Source organism: Bacillus sp. ATD, from assembly GCF_050585765.1.
Lineage (GTDB): Bacteria > Bacillota > Bacilli > Bacillales > Bacillaceae > Bacillus > Bacillus stercoris.
This window is the reverse complement of record NZ_JBOBQH010000003.1, coordinates 208470-229676: the sequence shown is the minus strand read 5'-3', so window position 1 is coordinate 229676 and position 21207 is coordinate 208470. Positions and strand designations below refer to the sequence as shown.

Here is a 21207-nt window from a genome sequence, read left to right as displayed (position 1 = left end):
GGAAAGAGGTTAAAAGATGAGCTTTTTTAAAAAATTAAAAGAGAAAATCACAAAACAGACAGATTCCGTATCTGAAAAGTTTAAGGATGGCCTTGAAAAAACAAGAAACTCTTTTCAAAACAAAGTGAATGATCTTGTATCCCGTTACCGTAAAGTGGATGAGGATTTCTTCGAAGAGCTTGAAGAGGTTCTTATCAGCGCGGATGTCGGTTTTACAACCGTTATGGAATTGATAGATGAACTAAAAAAAGAAGTCAAACGCAGAAATATCCAAGATCCGAAGGAAGTCCAGTCAGTCATTTCTGAGAAACTGGTCGAGATTTATAACAGCGGAGATGAGCAAATTTCAGAGCTGAATATCCAGGATGGGCGTTTAAACGTAATCCTTCTGGTAGGTGTAAACGGCGTTGGGAAAACGACAACGATCGGAAAGCTTGCTCATAAAATGAAACAAGAAGGAAAATCTGTCGTGCTTGCTGCCGGAGACACTTTTAGAGCGGGAGCCATTGAACAGCTGGAAGTATGGGGAGAGCGTACAGGAGTGCCTGTCATTAAGCAGACGGCCGGAAGCGATCCGGCGGCTGTCATCTACGATGCTGTTCATGCTGCAAAAGCAAGAAATGCCGATGTGTTAATTTGTGATACGGCAGGTCGTCTCCAAAACAAAGTCAATCTCATGAAAGAGCTTGAAAAAGTGAAACGTGTTATCGAAAGAGAGGTTCCTGAAGCGCCGCATGAGGTGCTGCTTGCCCTTGATGCCACAACTGGCCAAAATGCAATGGCCCAGGCAAAAGAGTTCTCTAAAGCGACAAATGTTACCGGCATTGCTTTAACGAAGCTTGATGGTACGGCAAAAGGCGGTATCGTCCTTGCGATTCGCAACGAGCTTCACATCCCGGTTAAACTAGTCGGGTTAGGTGAAAAAGTTGATGACCTCCAGGAATTTGATCCAGAATCGTATGTGTACGGGCTCTTTTCAGATTTAGTGGAAAAAGCCGAGGATTAATGAATAAAAAGCGAGTATAAAATGGACAGTTTTATACTCGCTTTTTTATACGCATTGATATATCGGAATGGAGGGTGCAGATTGTTGGACAAATGGCTGAAAGCTGAATTGGAAAAAAAGATCGGCGCAATACAACACATGTCGCTGTTGGATGAACAGGGAGGCACTTCAACCGTTCGAAAAATAGTGACAAGCCAAGGCGCATATCTGTTGAAAAGTTCTTCTCACTTGAGGTATCGGGAATGGTTAAGGAGAGAAGCCCTTGTTTTACAAAAGCTTACCGAAACTCATCGTCTGCCTGTCCCTGTTTATTATGGGTTTATCCAGCAACAGCATTCCAGCCATATCGTCATGTCGTTTGAAGATGGAATTACACTGACTTCTGCTTTAAGAAAAGCAAAGGGAGATACTGAAAAGAAAAAGCTGATCAAAAGCTTCGGCCAGTTTCTCAATCGTCTGCATGAAACCGAACTTGTCCCTGATTTACAGCCGGAAATAGATTGGCTCGATTTGCAAATCAAACGAGCCGGTGAATATGTCGAAAAAGGACAAGCTGAAGGCAGCGCATGGCTTTTGAAGGAATTGGACCAGCACAGGCCTGTTCCTGTTCAGCAGACAATGATTCATGGTGACTGCACAACTGATAATGTGCTGGTGAAAGACGGAGAGGTCTGTCTGTTTATTGATGCTGCGGGAATATCAGCGGGAGATCCGCGATATGATGAATCATTAGCGATCAGAAATTTTGCCACAAATGAAGCATTTCTCAATGCTTTTTACGAAGGCTATTGCCGCTATCGAGTATCTAAACAAGAATTCGAGTATTTTAACGGCGGTCTATATGAATTTTTCTGAATGAATTTATTATGCAAAAAGAGCAGCATGCTTTGACAAGATAAAAACTTGACAGTATCAATAAAACCGTGTAAACTAAGTTATCGTAAAGGGATTTGACTTAACAAAGGGGAGAGCTCAAATGTCACTCGAAAAGACAACGAGAATGAATTATCTGTTTGATTTTTATCAGTCGTTGTTGACGTCAAAACAGAAGAGCTATATGTCGCTTTATTATTTGGACGATTTCTCCCTAGGCGAAATAGCCGAAGAATATGAGGTTTCAAGACAAGCTGTTTATGATAACATCAAACGAACAGAAGCGATGCTTGAACAATATGAAGAAAAGCTGCTCCTTTTGAAAAAGTTTCAGGAGCGTAAAGAGATGTTTAATAAGCTGAAGGAGCTTGCTTCCGGTTCAAAAGAAGAGGAAGAAATTACAGCTCTGATTGAAGCGCTTGAGAAATTAGATTAGGAGGCGGCAAACTATGGCATTTGAAGGATTAGCCGACCGACTGCAGCAGACGATTTCTAAAATCCGCGGAAAAGGGAAAGTCAGCGAACAAGATGTTAAAGATATGATGCGTGAGGTTCGTCTTGCGCTGCTTGAGGCTGACGTTAACTTTAAAGTAGTCAAGGATTTTGTCAAAAAAGTAAGTGAACGCGCTGTAGGCCAAGACGTCATGAAAAGTCTGACGCCCGGCCAGCAAGTCATTAAAGTTGTTCAAGAGGAACTGACTGAGCTGATGGGCGGCGAAGAGAGCAAAATCGCCGTCGCAAAAAGGCCGCCGACTGTTATTATGATGGTCGGTCTCCAAGGTGCCGGTAAAACGACAACAAGCGGTAAGCTTGCGAATCTGCTGCGCAAAAAGCATAATCGCAAACCGATGCTGGTTGCTGCCGATATTTACCGCCCAGCCGCAATTAAGCAGCTGGAAACGCTCGGCAAACAGCTAGATATGCCTGTTTTCTCTCTTGGTGATCAGGTCAGTCCTGTTGAAATAGCGAAACAAGCGATTGAGAAAGCCAAGGAAGAACATTATGACTATGTCATTTTGGATACGGCAGGCCGCTTGCATATCGACCATGAACTGATGGATGAACTGACCAACGTCAAAGAAATCGCCAATCCGGAAGAAATCTTCCTTGTTGTCGATTCAATGACCGGTCAGGACGCTGTGAATGTTGCCAAAAGCTTTAATGAACAGCTCGGTTTAAGCGGTGTTGTGTTAACGAAGCTGGATGGAGACACACGCGGCGGGGCTGCGCTTTCTATTCGCGCGGTCACAAACACGCCGATTAAATTCGCAGGTATGGGCGAAAAGCTTGATGCGTTAGAGCCGTTCCATCCTGAACGCATGGCATCAAGGATTCTCGGCATGGGCGACGTGCTGACATTGATTGAAAAAGCACAGGCCAGCGTTGATGAAGACAAAGCCAAAGAGCTCGAACAAAAAATGAGGACGATGAGCTTTACATTGGACGATTTTCTGGAGCAGCTCGGGCAAGTCAGAAACATGGGACCGCTTGATGAACTTCTGCAAATGATGCCGGGTGCAGGTAAAATGAAAGGCCTGAAAAACATCCAAGTTGATGAAAAACAGCTGAATCATGTGGAAGCCATCATCAAATCAATGACTGTTCTTGAAAAAGAACAGCCGGATATCATCAATGCCAGCCGGCGAAAGCGGATTGCAAAAGGAAGCGGGACATCCGTACAGGAAGTCAACCGTCTGCTTAAGCAGTTTGACGAAATGAAAAAAATGATGAAGCAGATGACAAATATGTCAAAAGGCAAGAAAAAAGGGTTTAAGCTACCTTTTATGTAATCGGTTATACATGATAAAACCATTGTTAAGAAAAAACACTTTACAAACACTTTTATCATTGTTAATATACTATCTTGTTGAAATATTTTCGGAGGTGCTAGTAAAATGGCAGTAAAAATTCGTTTAAAACGTATGGGAGCAAAAAAATCTCCTTTCTATCGTATTGTTGTAGCAGATTCTCGTTCACCACGTGACGGCCGTTTCATTGAAACAGTCGGAACTTACAACCCGGTTGCAAAACCAGCGGAAGTAAAAATTGACGAAGAGCTTGCTCTTAAATGGCTTCAAACTGGAGCGAAACCATCTGATACAGTTCGCAACTTGTTCTCTAGCCAAGGAATCATGGAAAAATTCCACAACGCTAAACAAGGCAAGTAATGACTGATCAACACTTGGAAGATTTGATTGTCCGAATTGTGACCCCGCTTGTTGATCATCCAGATGACATTCGCGTCACAAGAGAAGAAACCGATCAAAAGATTGCGCTGCGCTTATCTGTCCATAAGTCAGATACCGGTAAAGTTATCGGAAAGCAAGGCCGGACTGCAAAAGCGATTCGAACAGCTGTATTTGCAGCTGGCGCACAGTCTTCTAAGAAAGTTCAATTTGAGATATTTGACTAAAAGGGAGAGGGCCGGCACCTCCCCTTTTTTTACACGCAAAAAAAGGGTAAACTGATAGAAGCTTAGGCAAAATAGAAAAGCCTGAGCGAGAAAAAGTTTTAAAAGCGGGGAGCTTGGTGCGATGCAAATTATTCACCGTGTAGCCGTTATGCAAGTCTTAACCGAGCGCAGCAAAGAACAGCTTTTAGCTTCTTTTGCCGAAAAGAAACAAATGCTTGAACGAGAATGCAGCCAGCTCTATTTTCAGCTTAGAAAACACGAGAAAGAACAACAAAACCCTGATATGATTGAACAATTTAAAAAGGCAATAGAAAAGCGAAAAGATGATATAAAGATCATCGATTTTCAAATTGCTCAAGTACATACATTGCCGCTTGGCAGTGAGTTGAGAGAAAAGGAAGTCGATGCCCTGCTGACGATTGAAGCCGGGGATGACTGGCATGAAAAAACAGCAGCGAACACCATCGTCATAAAAGACGGAAAAGTAATTGAAATTCGCCAGAGGTGATCATATGACAAAGCGATGGTTTAATGTAGGCAAAATCGTGAATACCCACGGAATCAAAGGCGAAGTGCGTGTGATTTCGAAAACAGATTTTGCCGAAGAACGATACAAGCCGGGTAACACGCTGTATTTGTTTATGGACGGCCGTAACGAACCAGTGGAAGTAACGGTAAACACGCATAGACTGCATAAGCAATTTCATCTGCTGCAGTTTAAAGAAAGACAAAGCCTAAATGAAGTAGAAGAGCTGAAAAACGCAATCATTAAAGTGCCTGAAGAAGATTTAGGAGAGCTGAATGAGGGTGAATTTTATTTTCACGAAATCATTGGGTGTGAAGTATTTACTGAGGAAGGCGAACTCATCGGAAAGGTCAAAGAAATTTTGACGCCTGGTGCTAATGACGTTTGGGTCATCGAACGAAAAGGAAAAAAAGATGCACTCATTCCTTACATTGAATCAGTGGTCAAACATATCAATGTCAGCGAAAAGAAAATTGAGATTGATCTCATGGAAGGGTTAATAGACGAATGAAAATCGACTTTTTGACGCTGTTTCCAGAAATGTTTGAAGGTGTGCTCGGCTCATCGATTCTTCAAAAAGCCCAGGAAAAAAATGCGGTGCAGTTTCAAGTCGTCAATTTCCGGGAGTACTCTGATAACAAGCACAATACTGTTGATGATTATCCTTATGGCGGCGGTGCAGGTATGGTTCTCAAGCCTCAGCCTGTTTTTGACGCGATCGAGGACCTGACATCAAAGGCAGCAGCTGCTCCGCGTATTATCCTCGTATGCCCGCAAGGTGAGCGTTTTACCCAAAAAAAAGCCGAACAATTAGCAAAGGAAGAGCATTTGCTGTTCATTTGCGGCCACTATGAAGGCTATGATGAACGCATCCGCGAGCATCTGGTAACGGATGAAATATCAATTGGCGACTTTGTACTGACGGGCGGTGAGCTCCCTGCAATGATGATCGCAGACAGCGTGGTCAGACTGCTTCCGGGTGTACTGGGTAAAGAGGCTTCCCATATTGAGGATTCATTCAGCACCGGACTCTTAGAGCACCCGCATTATACAAGACCGGCAGATTACAAAGGTTTAAAAGTGCCTGAAACACTTTTGTCAGGAAACCATGCAAAAATTGAAGAATGGCGGAATAAAGAATCGATCAGAAGGACCTACCTAAGACGTCCGGATCTGTTGAAAGACTACCCGCTTACAGAGCAGCAAAGAAAGTGGATTTCTGAATGGGAAAAAGAATAGATTTTATTGCATAGGCTATGAAATTGTGATAAGATACTACTTGTGGCTTAAGCGGGCTTATCCGCTGCAAGCTTGAAAACGATGTTCCGCTGTGCCGTGTTTTGTGGCCAAGAGCATCTGTTGGAAGGAGTTGAAAACGATGCAAAAACTAATTGAAGATATCACAAAAGAACAACTTCGTACTGATCTTCCTGCGTTCCGTCCTGGTGACACTTTACGTGTACACGTTAAAGTTGTTGAGGGTAACCGTGAGCGTATCCAGATCTTTGAAGGTGTTGTGATTAAGCGTCGTGGTGGTGGAATCAGCGAAACGTTCACAGTTCGTAAGATTTCTTACGGTGTTGGCGTTGAACGTACTTTCCCTGTACACACACCAAAAATCGCGAAAATCGAAGTTGTACGTTACGGTAAAGTACGCCGTGCTAAACTTTACTACCTGCGTGAACTTCGCGGAAAAGCGGCTCGTATTAAAGAGATCAGACGATAATGATAACGAACGAAAAGAGCTTGTTACCTGTAACAAGCTCTTTTTTTATACAGAATTTGAAAATGCCGGACAGGCATCGTAAAATACATAAAGAACAACAATGAATCATGCATACTGAAGAGATAAAGGCGGTGTTCGTGTCACATGACAATTCAATGGTTCCCGGGCCATATGGCAAAGGCAAGAAGGGAAGTAACCGAAAAATTAAAATTAATCGATATCGTATATGAATTGGTAGATGCCAGAATTCCAATGTCATCAAGAAACCCAATGATTGAAGATATTCTAAAAAATAAGCCTCGAATCATGCTGTTAAACAAGGCTGACAAAGCAGATGCGGCAGTTACACAGCAATGGAAAGAGCACTTTGAGAACCAGGGGATCCGCTCTCTGTCCATTAATTCTGTAAATGGACAAGGGTTAAATCAAATTGTGCCTGCATCAAAAGAGATCCTCCAAGAAAAATTTGACCGGATGCGGGCGAAAGGTGTGAAGCCGAGAGCGATTCGCGCCTTGATTATCGGTATTCCAAATGTCGGGAAATCGACGCTCATTAACCGCCTTGCAAAGAAAAACATAGCAAAAACGGGAGACAGACCTGGTATTACGACATCTCAACAGTGGGTCAAAGTTGGGAAAGAATTAGAGTTATTAGATACACCGGGGATTTTGTGGCCTAAATTTGAGGATGAGCTTGTCGGCTTGAGACTGGCAGTCACCGGGGCTATTAAGGACTCGATAATCAATTTGCAGGATGTAGCCGTGTTCGGTCTTCGTTTTCTTGAAGAACATTATCCAGAACGGCTTAAAGAGCGCTACGGCCTTAATGAGATCCCGGAGGACATTGCCGAGCTGTTTGATGCAATAGGTGAAAAACGCGGCTGTCTCATGAGCGGTGGGCTTATTAACTACGATAAGACGACTGAAGTCATCATTCGCGATATCCGAACTGAAAAGTTCGGCAGGCTGTCATTTGAACAGCCGACGGTGTAAAGGCGCGCAGAAATGCGGGTCTTTATTTTTTCTTGGCCGAACCGATACATACAGTAAGGGAGAAGAGAAAGTGAATACATTAACCGTAAAGGACATTAAAGACCGTTTGCAGGAAGTGAAGGATGCACAAGACCCATTTATTGCCCAGTGCGAAAACGACCCGAGAAAAAGCGTTCAAACGCTTGTAGAGCAATGGCTTAAAAAGCAAGCGAAAGAAAAAGCGCTGAAAGAACAATGGGTGAATATGACTTCCTATGAAAGGCTGGCAAGAAACAAAGGATTCCGTTTGATTGCAGGTGTTGACGAGGTCGGACGGGGGCCATTGGCAGGGCCAGTTGTCGCCAGTGCAGTCATCCTGCCAGAGGAATGTGAAATACTTGGGCTGACAGACTCCAAAAAGCTTTCAGAGAAAAAACGTGAGGAATTTTACGAGCTTATTATGAAAGAAGCACTGGCGGTCGGGATAGGAATTGTAGAAGCTGCTGTTATTGACGAAATCAATATATATGAAGCTTCTAAAATGGCAATGGTGAAAGCGATACAGGATTTGTCGGATACACCTGATTATTTGCTTGTTGACGCAATGACACTGCCGCTCGACATGGCTCAGTCGTCAATTATAAAAGGAGATGCCAAAAGTGTGTCTATTGCGGCAGGTGCGTGTATCGCAAAAGTGACGAGAGACCGAATGATGAGCGCTTATGCCGAAACGTACCCTATGTACGGGTTTGAAAAAAATAAAGGTTATGGAACAAAAGAACATTTGGAAGCTCTCGCTGCATACGGCCCAACTGAATTGCACCGCAAAACTTTCGCTCCTGTTCAATCTTTCAGCTAAATCAATGGACAAGGAGGCACTTTTTTTAAATGAACATACGAAATGATGTGCAAAAGGCGCTGCAGCATCTTTTTGGGCGTACAGCAGTCCCGCAGGAAACATCAAATGTAAACGAAGCGCTAAACGGGGAGAAACGTCTCCTCTTGGGAAAAGTGCTTCGTTTACTAGGAGATCAGCATGCCCTGATCCAAGTCGGCAATCAAACTGTTCAGGGAAAACTAGAAACCCAGCTTCGTCCTCAGGCATACTATTGGTTTTCCTACGAAAAAACGGCAGAACAGACAGGACGTTTTCAGGTCGTTCAAAGCTTTGAGCAAAATCCTAAAACCATTCAGGATGCAGCTGGCAAGCTTTTAAATGCCATTTCAGTGAAGCCGTCAAACACAGCTCTCATGATGACAGGAGCGATGCTGAAGAGCAAAACACCCGTGACAGAAAATGATATTAAAACAGCTGTCCGCTGGATGGACACGCTGCCGTCGCAAGACGCCAAAAAAGCGATTGAAACGGTTCTCTTCGCTTTAAAGCGCGATCTTCCCATTCACTCCGAGGTTTTGAATGGTGTTCATGCTGTGAAATCGCCTGTTCCGTTGCATCAGCATATATCCCAGCTGGTTCAGGCAATCGAACAAAACCCTCAGCAGAGCCAAATGATGTCAAAGCTAACGGAGGCAGTTACAGCGCTTTTAAATAGTGAAATTGATGTTCATGCAGAACGTCTGATCTCTAAGCTTATTTCTTTAACGGAGACTGCGAAAACACCCTCTTCCGCCAATACAGCTGGAAACAGGGAACTTAGCACACCGGCAGGCTTCCCCGAAAAGGCCAGCCTGCCGGTTGCAAATCATCTAGCAGAACAGAGAAACATACAAGGAGAGCCTGTTAAAACAGCCTCAGACATTCCAATCAAAGAAGCCCGCCAGCTGCTGGCAAAGCTGACGGAATCTGCTGAAAAAAACAGTCTCCAAATAGTGAAAGAAGCAGCAAATTGGATTAAAGCGGCTGGTTCAACGGGTGATAGTAAGTCACTTGCAGCTTCAGCTCATTTACAGGCGGCACAAATCACAGACCAGGAAGCCGAAGTTTTTTTAAAGGCTGTTCAGCAGACAGCACCTCATTTAGCGGATAAGGCAGATGTTCTTTCCTTCTTATCCAAAGTGAAAACGGCAATTGGCGCAAGGGACGAGCTTGCGTTCATTAAAGCGTTTGAACAAGGAAGCGCAGACACATCTGACGAAATGCAGTCCATCAAGCTGGCTCTTCATGCCATAAGAGCATCGCATGAGGTAGCCGAACCAATCAAGCAAGAAGCCGATCAGCTTTTTCATAAATTAAATGGCCAGCTTTTCATGCAGCAGGACCATCCGTCATACAGCCAAATTGTACTGTCATTTCCGATGTTTTCGAAGTCAGGAATTCAGGACATGACCGTTCTGTTTAAAGGAAAGAAAGAAGCGGATGGCAAGCTTGATCCTTCCCATTGCCGCCTTTTATTTTTGCTGCAGCTTGATACATTAAAAGAAACCGTCGTTGATTGCTTGATACAGCAAAAAGTCATGACCATTACAATAGAGACTGATTTTGAGCTGCAGGCTGCGATAGATCCGATGGTTCCCGCGCTTAAACAGGGGTTAAAAGAAATGGGATACAGCCTTTCAGGGGTAAACGCGAAAAAAAGGGTTCACACCGAAGAAAAGGCTTCAATCGATCAATATATAACAAGTATCAGTGATCAAGAAGTGGATGTGAAAATATGAAAGAGCAGACACCGATCAGAAAAGCTGTGGCTCTTCATTATGACGAACAAAAAGACAAGGCGCCGAGAGTGCTTGCCACAGGAAAGGGTCATGTAGCCGACAACATTATTAAAGAAGCGAAAAAGGCAGGGGTCCCGATTCAAGAAGATCGGACCCTTGTCGAATTAATGCGCCATTTGACGGTAGATGATCAAATCCCTGAGGCTCTTTATGAAACGGTAGCCGAGATTTTTTCATTCATTTACAGATTGGACGAAAGCGTAAAAAACAAAAAATAGCTAAAATATTCCCCATCCTCTGTTTGAAAATTTATGTTTTTAATAAAGTAAAAGTTTGAATGTTTAGAAGGATTAAAAGATTTTGCACCGAAGTGTAGACAATTCTTCCAGTATTATTATAGAATGAAAGCGCAGTCTATTTTAGTTTTGTTACATAAGTTAGGAGGATGGGAAATGAATATCCATGAGTACCAGGGAAAAGATGTCCTCAGAAAATATGGGGTATCTGTTCCTGAAGGTAAAGTGGCTTTTACAGCAGAAGAAGCAGTTGAGAGTGCAAAGAGCTTATCCAGCTCGGTTTATGTCGTAAAGGCTCAAATTCATGCTGGCGGTCGAGGCAAAGCTGGTGGGGTAAAAATAGCAAAATCATTAGACGAAGTAAAAGCGTATGCCGAAGAACTATTAGGGAAGACCCTAGTTACACATCAGACGGGTCCGGACGGCCGAGTAATAAAACGCTTACTTATTGAAGAAGGCTGCGATATTAAAAAAGAATATTACGTGGGTCTTGTGCTTGACCGCGCTACTTCCAGAATCGTTCTGATGGCTTCTGAAGAAGGCGGAACGGAAATTGAAGAAGTTGCGGAGAAAACACCGGAAAAAATCAAAAAAGCTGTCATTGATCCGGCTGTCGGCCTTCAAGGCTATCAAGCCAGAGAAATTGCATTCGCTATTAATATTCCAAAAGAGCTTGTGGGGAAAGCTGCTAAATTTATGCTTGGACTATATAAAGCGTTTGTTGAAAAAGACTGCTCAATCGCCGAAATCAACCCGCTTGTTGTTACCGGGGACGGAAATGTGATGGCGCTTGATGCAAAATTGAATTTTGACAGCAATGCGTTGTACAGACAAAAGGACATTATGGAATACAGAGATTTGGATGAAGAAGATCCGAAAGAAATCGAAGCGTCCAAATATGACCTAAGCTACATTTCCCTTGATGGAAATATCGGCTGTATGGTAAACGGCGCGGGACTTGCAATGTCCACAATGGATATTATCAAGCATTACGGTGGAGAACCGGCCAACTTCCTTGATGTGGGCGGCGGTGCAACCGCGGAAAAAGTCACGGAAGCATTTAAAATCATTCTTTCTGATCAAAACGTTAAAGGGATTTTTGTCAACATTTTCGGCGGCATTATGAAATGTGATGTCATCGCAGAAGGGGTTGTTGAAGCGACTAGACAAGTTGGTTTGACATTGCCGCTTGTCGTCCGTCTTGAAGGCACAAACGTGGATCTAGGGAAGAAAATCCTTAGTGAATCAGGATTAAACATTACATCTGCGGAATCAATGGCTGACGGCGCGCAGAAAATCGTATCCTTAGTTTAAGAAAGAATGAAAGGCAGGGGACCATATAATGAGTGTTTTTATTAATAAAGATACAAGAGTTATTGTACAAGGGATTACAGGTTCTACCGCTTTATTTCATACGAAGCAGATGCTCGAATACGGCACAAATATCGTAGGCGGTGTAACACCTGGAAAAGGCGGAACTGAAGCGGAAGGTGTTCCTGTATTTAATACAGTGGCTGAAGCAGTTCAAACGACCGGCGCTAACGCGTCTGTTATATATGTGCCTGCACCGTTTGCAGCTGATGCGATTATGGAAGCGGTAGATGCGGAGCTTGATCTCGTGATTTGTATCACAGAACACATTCCGGTTTTGGATATGGTGAAGGTCAAACGTTTCATGGAAGGCAAGAAAACGAGACTGATAGGGCCGAACTGCCCTGGTGTCATTACGCCTGAAGAATGTAAAATCGGCATTATGCCCGGATACATCCATAAAAAGGGTCATGTAGGCGTTGTATCACGTTCAGGAACATTAACATACGAAGCGGTGCACCAGCTCTCAGAAGCGGGCGTAGGACAGTCTACAGCTGTTGGAATCGGCGGCGACCCTGTAAATGGAACAAACTTTATTGACGTTTTAAAAGCGTTTAACGAAGATCCTGACACACACGCTGTCATCATGATTGGCGAAATCGGCGGTACTGCCGAAGAGGAAGCGGCAGAGTGGGTAAAAGCCAACATGACAAAACCGGTAGTCGGTTTTATCGGCGGTAAGACAGCACCTCCTGGGAAGCGCATGGGGCATGCAGGCGCCATTATTTCCGGCGGAAAAGGGACAGCTGATGAAAAAATCAAAACCCTTAATGCATGCGGAATTGAAGTTGCAGAGACACCTTCTGTTATGGGTGAAACCTTAATTAAGGTGCTGAAAGAGAAGAACCTGTTCGAAACTTGTAAAACGCATTAATAAAAAAGGGACAGCCGTTAAGGCTGTTCCTGCTTTTTCTGTCAAAAGGAGGTCAATCTATTGGATCAGGCCGCTGCCTGCTTAACGACTTGCAGAATCAATCAATTATTATCCCCATCCCTTCTATTAAAATGGTGGAAAGCCGATCCGTCTATGTCGCTGACATCATCGGTGTTACAAACGGTTACTCGTGATAAAATGAAAGCAGCTGCATTAAAAAAGAAAATAGAAGAATTTTACCCAAAGCTCCAACGCGTACTTGCTGCTTATTGTGAGCAAGGCATTAACACCATTCCTATCTCTTCAAAGCAATATCCTTTCTGGCTTAAAACCATTTATGATCCCCCCGCCGTTCTGTTTGCAAAGGGTGATATGACTCTTCTTTCGAAAGGAAGAAAAATTGGAATTGTAGGGACAAGAAATCCAACAGCTTACGGGGAACAAGTTGTCAATCATCTTACAGAAGAACTCTGTCGTAAAGATTGGGTGATTGTCAGCGGACTGGCGTCTGGGATAGACGGAATGTCCCATGCTGCAAGTATTAAGGCGAAGGGGCGGACAATTGGCGTCATTGCAGGCGGATTTCAACACATTTATCCCCGGGAAAATCTTCAGTTAGCAGATCACATGGCTAAACACCATATCCTTCTGTCAGAGCACCCACCTGAAACTAAACCCCAAAAATGGCATTTCCCTATGAGAAACCGTATCATCAGCGGACTGAGTGAAGGCGTTATTGTCGTACAGGGCAAGGAAAAAAGCGGTTCGCTGATAACTGCCTATCAAGCATTGGAGCAAGGTAGAGAAGTGTTTGCCGTACCCGGTTCATTATTTGACCCTTACGCCGGAGGTCCTATAAAACTGATCCAGCAGGGGGCTAAAGCCATAAGGTCAGCAGAGGATATTTTCGAGGAGCTTCCCGAGAGAAACGTTCAATATACGGAACCCTTTTGAATTATCGTTTGACAAACGGCATTGTAATATTTAATAATAGTGAGGATTTAAAGTTGCATATTGTTTTCTATTTAATGAATGACGTTCATGATAAAGAATGAAATGTTGAAAGCCAAATAAAGACAGCTGCAAAAATAAAATTGAAATATCTTGAAAAGAGAGAGAACACCTCTTGAGGGGGATGAAAATGTCTGATTATCTAGTCATCGTGGAATCGCCCGCTAAGGCGAAAACGATTGAACGTTACTTAGGTAAAAAATATAAAGTAAAAGCATCAATGGGACATGTCCGGGATCTTCCAAAAAGTCAAATGGGAGTTGACATAGAACAGAATTTCGAACCGAAATATATTACCATTCGAGGTAAAGGTCCGGTATTAAAAGAACTGAAAACGGCTGCCAAAAAAGCCAAAAAAGTGTATCTCGCGGCCGACCCCGACAGAGAAGGGGAAGCGATTGCATGGCACTTGGCACACAGCCTTGATTTAGATCTCAATTCAGACTGCCGTGTAGTGTTTAACGAAATTACAAAAGACGCTATTAAGGAATCGTTTAAGCATCCACGCATGATTAATATGGATTTAGTGGATGCACAGCAAGCGAGACGTATTTTAGACAGGCTTGTCGGATATAAAATCAGTCCGATCTTATGGAAAAAAGTCAAAAAAGGGCTTAGCGCAGGACGCGTGCAATCTGTTGCCCTCCGTTTGATTATTGACCGTGAAAAAGAGATTAACGACTTTAAGCCTGAGGAATATTGGACAATTGACGGTACGTTCTTAAAAGGCCAGGAAACCTTTGAAGCAAGCTTTTTCGGGAAAAACGGCAAAAAACTTCCTTTAAATAGTGAAGCTGATGTAAAAGAGATTCTTTCTCAGCTCAAAGGGAATAAATATACAGTCGAAAAAGTAACCAAAAAAGAACGCAAACGTAATCCTGCATTGCCTTTTACCACCTCAACCCTGCAGCAGGAAGCGGCTCGCAAGCTCAATTTCAGAGCGAAGAAAACGATGATGATTGCACAGCAATTATATGAAGGAATTGATCTAGGAAGAGAAGGAACTGTTGGTCTGATCACGTATATGAGAACGGATTCAACCCGTATTTCAAATACGGCTGTTGATGAAGCTGCTGCTTTTATCGATCAGACATATGGAAAAGAGTTCCTAGGCGGAAAACGGAAGCCTGCGAAAAAGAATGAAAATGCTCAGGATGCCCACGAAGCAATTCGGCCGACATCAGTTCTCAGAAAACCAAGTGAATTAAAAGCAGTTCTCGGCAGAGACCAAATGAGACTGTATAAATTAATTTGGGAGCGTTTTGTTGCCAGCCAAATGGCGCCGGCTGTTCTAGATACAATGAGTGTCGACCTGACAAACAATGGTTTGACATTTCGTGCAAATGGAAGTAAAGTCAAGTTTTCCGGGTTTATGAAGGTGTATGTTGAAGGAAAAGACGACCAGATGGAAGAAAAAGACCGGATGCTGCCTGACTTAAAAGAAGGCGATACGGTATTATCAAAAGATATAGAACCGGAGCAGCATTTTACCCAGCCGCCTCCGAGGTATACTGAGGCACGGCTTGTGAAAACGCTTGAAGAACTCGGCATAGGCCGTCCATCCACATATGCTCCGACGCTTGATACTATTCAACGGCGCGGCTACGTGGGTTTGGATAATAAACGCTTTGTTCCGACTGAATTAGGTCAGATCGTTCTTGACTTGATCATGGAGTTTTTCCCGGAGATCATTAACGTTGAGTTTACAGCTAAAATGGAGAGAGATCTTGATCATGTTGAAGAAGGAAATACCGAATGGGTCAAGATTATTGATAATTTCTACACCGATTTTGAAAAACGCGTCAAAAAAGCCGAATCAGAAATGAAGGAAGTTGAAATCGAACCAGAATATGCTGGAGAGGATTGTGAATTGTGCAGTTCTCCGATGGTATATAAAATGGGACGGTACGGTAAATTCTTAGCTTGCTCCAACTTCCCTGACTGCCGGAACACGAAACCGATTGTGAAACAAATCGGCGTGAAGTGTCCGAGCTGCGGAGAAGGAAACATTGTTGAGCGAAAATCGAAAAAGAAACGGGTGTTTTACGGCTGTGATCGTTATCCGGACTGTGAATTCGTATCCTGGGACAAACCAATTGAACGAAAATGCCCGAAATGCGGAAAAATGCTCGTCGAGAAAAAACTCAAAAAAGGCATACAAGTCCAATGCGTGGAATGCGATTATAAGGAAGAACCACAGAAGTAGCGGTGAGCAGGGTCTTGCTCACCTTCTTTGTGTGTTAAAAGAAGGCCTTGAATAATAAACTAGGAGATGTGAAAGATGAACCAACAAACAGTGAATGTAATCGGAGCCGGACTCGCAGGAAGTGAAGCAGCATGGCAGCTTGCCAAACGAGGGATTCAAGTCAAATTGTATGAAATGCGGCCTGTGAAACAAACGCCTGCGCACCATACTGATAAATTTGCCGAGTTAGTCTGCAGCAACTCTCTTCGCTCTAATACTCTCGCTAACGCTGTCGGTGTATTAAAGGAAGAGATGCGTGCGCTTGATTCAGCCATCATCGCGGCTGCTGACGAATGTTCGGTCCCTGCCGGAGGGGCTCTTGCAGTAGACCGTCATGAATTTGCCGCAAGTGTGACAAATCGGGTGAAAAATCATCCAAACGTAACCGTTATTAATGAAGAAGTGACTAAGATTCCTGAAGGTCCTACCATTATCGCAACGGGACCGTTAACATCTGAATCGCTGTCTGCCCAGCTGAAGGAGCTGACTGGAGAGGACTATTTATATTTTTATGACGCAGCGGCGCCAATTGTAGAAAAAGACAGCCTTGATATGGATAAAGTGTACTTGAAATCCCGCTATGATAAAGGTGAAGCAGCATATTTGAACTGCCCTATGACAGAAGAAGAATTTGACCGTTTCCATGAAGCTTTAACATCAGCAGAAACAGTCCCGTTAAAAGAATTTGAAAAAGAAATTTTCTTTGAAGGCTGCATGCCGATTGAAGTCATGGCAAAACGCGGTAAGAAAACAATGCTTTTCGGTCCGATGAAACCGGTTGGGCTAGAGCATCCTGTTACAGGAAAACGTCCTTATGCCGTCGTTCAGCTCAGACAGGATGATGCTGCGGGTACACTTTATAATATTGTAGGATTCCAGACACATTTAAAATGGGGAGATCAAAAGGAAGTCCTCAAATTGATTCCAGGGCTTGAAAATGTAGAAATCGTCAGATATGGCGTGATGCACAGAAATACATTTATTAACTCTCCTAGCTTGTTAAAGCCGACTTATCAATTTCAAAACCGCAGTGACCTGTTCTTTGCAGGCCAAATGACGGGAGTAGAAGGATATGTGGAATCAGCTGCTTCAGGACTGGTAGCAGGCATTAATGCGGCGAAGCTTGTATTGGGAGAAGAGCTTGTTATTTTCCCGCAGGAAACGGCAATTGGCAGTATGGCTCATTATATTACAACAACAAACCAGAAGAACTTCCAGCCGATGAATGCAAACTTTGGGCTTTTAAAAGAACTGCCTGTTAAAATTAAAAATAAAAAAGAACGAAATGAACAATACGCGAATCGTGCAATTGAAACAATTCAAACAATTTCGAAAACAATATAGGTATTGATTGCAACCTGAACGCGATTTGTGATACCATTTAAAAGCCCTTCCTGGGGAGGTATTAGGCATGGAGAATGTTAAGAATTTCGTAAAGTTATTCGTTGAATATTTACAAATTGAAAAAAATTATTCACAATATACTATTGTGAATTATGTGGATTCAATTGAAGAATTCGAGACTTTCCTGCGCGTTCAAGGTATAAATGGATTTGAAGAAGCTGCATATCAAGATACTAGGATTTTTTTGACAGAAGCCTATGAAAAAGGTTTATCGAGAAGAACAATAAGCAAAAAGATATCTGCATTAAGAAGCTTTTATAAGTTTCTAATGCGGGAAAAGCTTGTTGAAGAAAATCCGTTTCAGCTTGTTCATCTGCCGAAACAAGAGAAACGGATACCGAAGTTTCTATATCAAAAAGAGCTTGAGGAGCTGTTTGAAGTTTCAGATATAAGCCAGCCGGCCGGAATGAGGGATCAAGCGCTGTTAGAGCTGCTCTATGCTACCGGAATGAGGGTCAGTGAATGCTGTTCCATAACTGTTAATGATGTTGATTTATTTATGGACACTGTGCTTGTTCACGGTAAAGGCAAGAAGCAGCGCTATATCCCCTTTGGGTCTTATGCCCGCGAAGCGTTGAAGGTATACATGAATAGCGGAAGACAGTGCTTGCTGATGAAGGCAAAAGAACCTCATGATCTATTATTCGTAAATCAAAGAGGCGGACCGCTTACAGCCCGTGGCATCAGACATATTTTAAGCGGGCTTGTTCAAAAAGCGTCCGGCACTTTACATATCCATCCGCATATGCTTCGACACACGTTCGCCACCCATCTGTTAAATGAAGGAGCGGATTTGAGAAGCGTTCAAGAACTGCTCGGGCATTCCAATCTGTCTTCGACACAGATATACACGCACGTTTCGAAGGAAATGTTGAGAAACACATATATGTCCCACCACCCAAGAGCATTTAAGAAAAATTAAAGGAGGCCCTTTATGTCATCTTTTCATGCGACCACAATATTTGCCGTACAGCATAAAGGACGAAGCGCTATGTCTGGAGACGGCCAAGTAACGTTTGGTCAGGCTGTTGTCATGAAACACACGGCACGAAAAGTGAGAAAACTGTTTAACGGCAAGGTTCTTGCTGGCTTTGCGGGATCTGTTGCAGACGCTTTCACTTTATTCGAAAAGTTTGAAGCCAAGCTTGAAGAATATAACGGCAACTTAAAACGGGCGGCTGTTGAGCTTGCGAAGGAATGGCGCAGCGATAAAGTGCTTAGAAAGCTTGAAGCCATGCTGATTGTGATGAATCAGGATACTTTGCTTCTCGTATCGGGAACAGGCGAGGTGATCGAACCAGATGACGGTATCCTTGCAATTGGATCAGGAGGCAATTACGCTTTGGCAGCCGGAAGAGCCTTGAAAAAGCATGCCGGTGAAAGTATGACCGCAAGTGAGATTGCAAGAGCCGCATTAGAAACAGCAGGCGAAATTTGTGTTTACACGAACGATCAAATCATACTGGAAGAGCTTGAATAGAAAGGACTTGAGGCGCATGGAAAAAAAACCGTTAACTCCTAGACAGATTGTAGATCGGTTAGACCAATATATTGTCGGTCAGCAAAACGCGAAAAAAGCTGTCGCCGTGGCATTAAGAAACCGCTATAGAAGAAGTCTTCTGGATGAAAAGCTGAAGGACGAGGTCGTTCCGAAAAACATTTTAATGATGGGGCCTACCGGCGTTGGGAAAACTGAAATTGCCAGACGAATCGCTAAGCTTTCAGGTGCGCCATTTATCAAAATTGAAGCAACTAAATTTACTGAAGTCGGCTATGTAGGCAGAGATGTCGAATCAATGGTCAGAGATCTTGTGGAGACTTCTGTTCGGCTTATAAAAGAAGAGAAAATGAACGAAGTAAAGGAACAGGCAGAAGAAAATGCAAATAAACGCATTGTTCGTCTGTTAGTTCCTGGGAAGAAAAAACAATCAGGCGTTAAAAATCCGTTTGAAATGTTTTTTGGCGGCAGCCAGCCGAATGGTGAAGATGAGGCGGAGAGCCAGGAAGAAGCAAATATTGAAGAAAAAAGAAAACGAATGGCGCATCAGCTGGCCTTAGGAGAGCTCGAAGACTACTATGTAACAGTAGAAGTCGAAGAACAACAGCCTTCTATGTTTGACATGCTGCAGGGCTCGGGTATGGAGCAGATGGGCATGAACATGCAGGATGCGCTGAGCGGATTAATGCCAAAGAAAAAGAAACGACGCAAAATGACAGTCAGAGAAGCCAGAAAAGTCCTGACGAATGAAGAAGCTAGCAAACTCATCGATATGGATGAAGTCAGCCAGGAAGCTGTTCAGAGAGCAGAAGAGAGCGGGATTATCTTTATCGATGAGATTGATAAAATCGCAAAAAACGGCGGTGCATCTTCTTCTGCCGATGTTTCAAGAGAAGGCGTTCAGCGGGATATCCTGCCGATTGTTGAGGGTTCTACCGTTGTCACAAAATATGGTTCTGTAAAAACAGATCATGTATTATTTATTGCAGCAGGAGCGTTTCATATGGCCAAACCATCTGATTTGATTCCTGAACTGCAGGGGCGTTTCCCGATTCGTGTAGAACTGAACAAACTCACGGTGGATGACTTCGTGAGAATTTTGGTTGAGCCGGATAATGCGCTCTTGAAACAATATCAAGCATTATTGCAGACTGAAGGTATATCTCTTGAATTTTCTGACGAAGCTATTCATAAGATTGCTGAAGTTGCTTATCATGTGAACCAGGACACAGATAATATCGGTGCGAGACGCCTTCATACAATACTTGAACGCCTATTAGAAGATTTGTCGTTCGAAGCTCCTGATGTAACGATGGAGAAAATAACGATTACACCACAGTATGTCGAAGAAAAACTCGGAACGATAGCCAAAAACAAAGATTTAAGTCAATTTATATTGTGAAAAATTTAATATGAGGAATGTTTAGGAGGATTATTTATCATGGCTTTATTACAAAAAACAAGAATTATTAACTCCATGCTGCAAGCTGCGGCAGGGAAACCGGTAAACTTCAAGGAAATGGCGGAGACGCTGCGGGATGTCATTGATTCCAATATTTTCGTTGTAAGCCGCAGAGGGAAACTCCTTGGGTATTCTATTAACCAGCAAATTGAAAATGATCGTATGAAAAAAATGCTTGAGGATCGTCAATTCCCTGAAGAATATACGAAAAATCTGTTTAATGTCCCTGAAACATCTTCTAACTTGGATATTAATAGTGAATACACTGCTTTCCCTGTTGAGAACAGAGACTTATTCCAAGCTGGTTTAACTACAATTGTGCCGATCATCGGAGGAGGGGAAAGATTAGGAACACTCATTCTTTCACGTTTACAGGATCAATTCAATGATGATGACTTAATTCTAGCTGAATACGGCGCAACAGTTGTCGGAATGGAAATCCTAAGAGAAAAAGCAGAAGAAATTGAAGAGGAAGCAAGAAGTAAAGCTGTCGTACAAATGGCTATCAGCTCGCTTTCTTACAGTGAGCTTGAAGCAATTGAGCACATTTTTGAGGAGCTTGACGGAAACGAAGGCCTTCTCGTTGCTAGTAAAATCGCTGACCGCGTCGGCATTACACGTTCGGTTATTGTGAACGCACTCAGAAAGCTGGAGAGTGCCGGCGTCATTGAGTCAAGGTCATTAGGAATGAAAGGTACTTATATCAAAGTGCTAAACAACAAATTCCTAATCGAATTAGAAAATCTAAAATCTCATTAATCAAAAAAAGAACCCCCTTGTAAGGGGTTCTTTTTTTATTTCAAATAAAGGAAATCAATAAGCTTTATTTCCTGGGTTGAAAGTCTTTCTGTGTAATGATTTTAATAAATCTTGCATATTTCTTCAAAAAGTTTTAAAAATGACGAAAAGAAAGG

General features: G+C 43.0%; 23 protein-coding genes. All 23 read left to right on the top strand.

Annotated features, from left to right (window positions below; all coding sequences use genetic code 11):
• Positions 1 to 16: 16 nt before the first annotated feature.
• The 23 genes from ftsY to codY all read left to right on the top strand — a co-directional run bounded on the left by ftsY (position 17) and on the right by codY (position 21052).
• Positions 17 to 1006 carry a signal recognition particle-docking protein FtsY gene (gene ftsY, locus ACQXR1_RS09450; protein WP_014663946.1) on the top strand — a complete coding sequence of 330 codons (990 nt, stop codon included), beginning with the start codon at positions 17 to 19 and terminating at the stop codon, positions 1004 to 1006.
• A gap of 84 nt (positions 1007 to 1090) precedes the next feature.
• Complete coding sequence (locus ACQXR1_RS09445; protein ID WP_430772085.1) at positions 1091 to 1861, top strand: phosphotransferase family protein; 771 nt, start codon at positions 1091 to 1093, stop codon at positions 1859 to 1861.
• A 121-nt stretch (positions 1862 to 1982) separates the two neighbouring features.
• A complete protein-coding gene (locus ACQXR1_RS09440) occupies positions 1983 to 2315 on the top strand; it encodes a putative DNA-binding protein (RefSeq protein WP_003238590.1) in 333 nt (110 codons plus the stop codon).
• A 13-nt stretch (positions 2316 to 2328) separates the two neighbouring features.
• Positions 2329 to 3669, top strand: a complete 1341-nt coding sequence (ffh, locus tag ACQXR1_RS09435; protein ID WP_326245390.1) for a signal recognition particle protein — start codon at positions 2329 to 2331, stop codon at positions 3667 to 3669.
• Between the two features lie 105 nt (positions 3670 to 3774).
• The gene (gene rpsP / locus ACQXR1_RS09430) at positions 3775 to 4047 is read left to right on the top strand and encodes a 30S ribosomal protein S16 (RefSeq protein WP_003220815.1); all 273 of its coding nucleotides are present in this window, start codon (positions 3775 to 3777) and stop codon (positions 4045 to 4047) included.
• On the top strand, positions 4047 to 4292 hold the full coding sequence (locus ACQXR1_RS09425; RefSeq protein WP_014663949.1) for a KH domain-containing protein: 246 nt from the start codon (positions 4047 to 4049) through the stop codon (positions 4290 to 4292). The genes rpsP and ACQXR1_RS09425 overlap by 1 nt, the downstream gene beginning before the upstream one ends.
• A gap of 121 nt (positions 4293 to 4413) precedes the next feature.
• Positions 4414 to 4800, top strand: a complete 387-nt coding sequence (locus ACQXR1_RS09420) for a YlqD family protein (protein ID WP_014663950.1) — start codon at positions 4414 to 4416, stop codon at positions 4798 to 4800.
• 4 nt (positions 4801 to 4804) lie between these two features.
• Positions 4805 to 5329, top strand: coding sequence for a ribosome maturation factor RimM (gene rimM, locus ACQXR1_RS09415; protein WP_227098539.1), 525 nt, complete (start codon positions 4805 to 4807; stop codon positions 5327 to 5329).
• Positions 5326 to 6057 carry a tRNA (guanosine(37)-N1)-methyltransferase TrmD gene (gene trmD, locus ACQXR1_RS09410; protein ID WP_430772028.1) on the top strand — a complete coding sequence of 244 codons (732 nt, stop codon included), beginning with the start codon at positions 5326 to 5328 and terminating at the stop codon, positions 6055 to 6057. Before rimM ends, trmD begins: the two co-directional genes overlap by 4 nt.
• A gap of 139 nt (positions 6058 to 6196) precedes the next feature.
• Positions 6197 to 6544: a 50S ribosomal protein L19 gene (gene rplS / locus ACQXR1_RS09405; RefSeq protein ID WP_003220825.1), complete on the top strand. Its 348-nt coding sequence runs from the start codon at positions 6197 to 6199 to the stop codon at positions 6542 to 6544.
• Between the two features lie 144 nt (positions 6545 to 6688).
• On the top strand, positions 6689 to 7537 hold the full coding sequence (gene ylqF, locus ACQXR1_RS09400) for a ribosome biogenesis GTPase YlqF (RefSeq protein ID WP_322393317.1): 849 nt from the start codon (positions 6689 to 6691) through the stop codon (positions 7535 to 7537).
• Between the two features lie 70 nt (positions 7538 to 7607).
• Positions 7608 to 8375: a ribonuclease HII gene (gene rnhB, locus ACQXR1_RS09395; protein WP_243571844.1), complete on the top strand. Its 768-nt coding sequence runs from the start codon at positions 7608 to 7610 to the stop codon at positions 8373 to 8375.
• A gap of 29 nt (positions 8376 to 8404) precedes the next feature.
• Positions 8405 to 10132: a hypothetical protein gene (locus ACQXR1_RS09390; protein WP_430772027.1), complete on the top strand. Its 1728-nt coding sequence runs from the start codon at positions 8405 to 8407 to the stop codon at positions 10130 to 10132.
• On the top strand, positions 10129 to 10410 hold the full coding sequence (locus ACQXR1_RS09385; RefSeq protein WP_014663956.1) for a FlhB-like flagellar biosynthesis protein: 282 nt from the start codon (positions 10129 to 10131) through the stop codon (positions 10408 to 10410). Before ACQXR1_RS09390 ends, ACQXR1_RS09385 begins: the two co-directional genes overlap by 4 nt.
• 174 nt (positions 10411 to 10584) lie before the next feature.
• Positions 10585 to 11742 carry an ADP-forming succinate--CoA ligase subunit beta gene (gene sucC, locus ACQXR1_RS09380; RefSeq protein WP_306289818.1) on the top strand — a complete coding sequence of 386 codons (1158 nt, stop codon included), beginning with the start codon at positions 10585 to 10587 and terminating at the stop codon, positions 11740 to 11742.
• Between the two features lie 28 nt (positions 11743 to 11770).
• The gene (sucD, locus tag ACQXR1_RS09375) at positions 11771 to 12673 is read left to right on the top strand and encodes a succinate--CoA ligase subunit alpha (protein WP_003238566.1); all 903 of its coding nucleotides are present in this window, start codon (positions 11771 to 11773) and stop codon (positions 12671 to 12673) included.
• A gap of 60 nt (positions 12674 to 12733) precedes the next feature.
• Positions 12734 to 13627 (top strand): DNA-processing protein DprA, encoded by an 894-nt coding sequence (dprA, locus tag ACQXR1_RS09370; RefSeq protein ID WP_326273959.1) that lies wholly within the window; start codon positions 12734 to 12736, stop codon positions 13625 to 13627.
• 187 nt (positions 13628 to 13814) lie between these two features.
• Positions 13815 to 15890: a type I DNA topoisomerase gene (gene topA / locus ACQXR1_RS09365; protein WP_014663959.1), complete on the top strand. Its 2076-nt coding sequence runs from the start codon at positions 13815 to 13817 to the stop codon at positions 15888 to 15890.
• Between the two features lie 75 nt (positions 15891 to 15965).
• Entirely contained in the window at positions 15966 to 17273 is a 1308-nt protein-coding gene (trmFO, locus tag ACQXR1_RS09360) for an FADH(2)-oxidizing methylenetetrahydrofolate--tRNA-(uracil(54)-C(5))-methyltransferase TrmFO (RefSeq protein ID WP_069149591.1), read from the top strand.
• 67 nt (positions 17274 to 17340) lie between these two features.
• Positions 17341 to 18255 carry a tyrosine recombinase XerC gene (gene xerC / locus ACQXR1_RS09355; protein WP_014663961.1) on the top strand — a complete coding sequence of 305 codons (915 nt, stop codon included), beginning with the start codon at positions 17341 to 17343 and terminating at the stop codon, positions 18253 to 18255.
• Between the two features lie 12 nt (positions 18256 to 18267).
• The gene (clpQ, locus tag ACQXR1_RS09350) at positions 18268 to 18813 is read left to right on the top strand and encodes an ATP-dependent protease subunit ClpQ (protein WP_014663962.1); all 546 of its coding nucleotides are present in this window, start codon (positions 18268 to 18270) and stop codon (positions 18811 to 18813) included.
• A gap of 16 nt (positions 18814 to 18829) precedes the next feature.
• On the top strand, positions 18830 to 20233 hold the full coding sequence (hslU, locus tag ACQXR1_RS09345) for an HslU--HslV peptidase ATPase subunit (RefSeq protein ID WP_014476801.1): 1404 nt from the start codon (positions 18830 to 18832) through the stop codon (positions 20231 to 20233).
• A 39-nt stretch (positions 20234 to 20272) separates the two neighbouring features.
• Positions 20273 to 21052, top strand: a complete 780-nt coding sequence (codY, locus tag ACQXR1_RS09340; protein ID WP_003220850.1) for a GTP-sensing pleiotropic transcriptional regulator CodY — start codon at positions 20273 to 20275, stop codon at positions 21050 to 21052.
• Positions 21053 to 21207 lie beyond the last annotated feature (155 nt).

What these genes read in the sequence shown, in the direction of transcription:
- ftsY (WP_014663946.1), top strand. Translation starts at nt 17, where the DNA reads ATGAGCTTTTTTAAAAAATTAAAAGAGAAAATCACAAAACAGACAGAT.
- ACQXR1_RS09440 (WP_003238590.1), top strand. Translation starts at nt 1,983, where the DNA reads ATGTCACTCGAAAAGACAACGAGAATGAATTATCTGTTTGATTTTTAT.
- ffh (WP_326245390.1), top strand. Translation starts at nt 2,329, where the DNA reads ATGGCATTTGAAGGATTAGCCGACCGACTGCAGCAGACGATTTCTAAA.
- rpsP (WP_003220815.1), top strand. Translation starts at nt 3,775, where the DNA reads ATGGCAGTAAAAATTCGTTTAAAACGTATGGGAGCAAAAAAATCTCCT.
- ACQXR1_RS09425 (WP_014663949.1), top strand. Translation starts at nt 4,047, where the DNA reads ATGACTGATCAACACTTGGAAGATTTGATTGTCCGAATTGTGACCCCG.
- ACQXR1_RS09420 (WP_014663950.1), top strand. Translation starts at nt 4,414, where the DNA reads ATGCAAATTATTCACCGTGTAGCCGTTATGCAAGTCTTAACCGAGCGC.
- rimM (WP_227098539.1), top strand. Translation starts at nt 4,805, where the DNA reads ATGACAAAGCGATGGTTTAATGTAGGCAAAATCGTGAATACCCACGGA.
- trmD (WP_430772028.1), top strand. Translation starts at nt 5,326, where the DNA reads ATGAAAATCGACTTTTTGACGCTGTTTCCAGAAATGTTTGAAGGTGTG.
- rplS (WP_003220825.1), top strand. Translation starts at nt 6,197, where the DNA reads ATGCAAAAACTAATTGAAGATATCACAAAAGAACAACTTCGTACTGAT.
- ylqF (WP_322393317.1), top strand. Translation starts at nt 6,689, where the DNA reads ATGACAATTCAATGGTTCCCGGGCCATATGGCAAAGGCAAGAAGGGAA.
- ACQXR1_RS09390 (WP_430772027.1), top strand. Translation starts at nt 8,405, where the DNA reads ATGAACATACGAAATGATGTGCAAAAGGCGCTGCAGCATCTTTTTGGG.
- ACQXR1_RS09385 (WP_014663956.1), top strand. Translation starts at nt 10,129, where the DNA reads ATGAAAGAGCAGACACCGATCAGAAAAGCTGTGGCTCTTCATTATGAC.
- sucC (WP_306289818.1), top strand. Translation starts at nt 10,585, where the DNA reads ATGAATATCCATGAGTACCAGGGAAAAGATGTCCTCAGAAAATATGGG.
- sucD (WP_003238566.1), top strand. Translation starts at nt 11,771, where the DNA reads ATGAGTGTTTTTATTAATAAAGATACAAGAGTTATTGTACAAGGGATT.
- topA (WP_014663959.1), top strand. Translation starts at nt 13,815, where the DNA reads ATGTCTGATTATCTAGTCATCGTGGAATCGCCCGCTAAGGCGAAAACG.
- trmFO (WP_069149591.1), top strand. Translation starts at nt 15,966, where the DNA reads ATGAACCAACAAACAGTGAATGTAATCGGAGCCGGACTCGCAGGAAGT.
- xerC (WP_014663961.1), top strand. Translation starts at nt 17,341, where the DNA reads ATGGAGAATGTTAAGAATTTCGTAAAGTTATTCGTTGAATATTTACAA.
- clpQ (WP_014663962.1), top strand. Translation starts at nt 18,268, where the DNA reads ATGTCATCTTTTCATGCGACCACAATATTTGCCGTACAGCATAAAGGA.
- hslU (WP_014476801.1), top strand. Translation starts at nt 18,830, where the DNA reads ATGGAAAAAAAACCGTTAACTCCTAGACAGATTGTAGATCGGTTAGAC.
- codY (WP_003220850.1), top strand. Translation starts at nt 20,273, where the DNA reads ATGGCTTTATTACAAAAAACAAGAATTATTAACTCCATGCTGCAAGCT.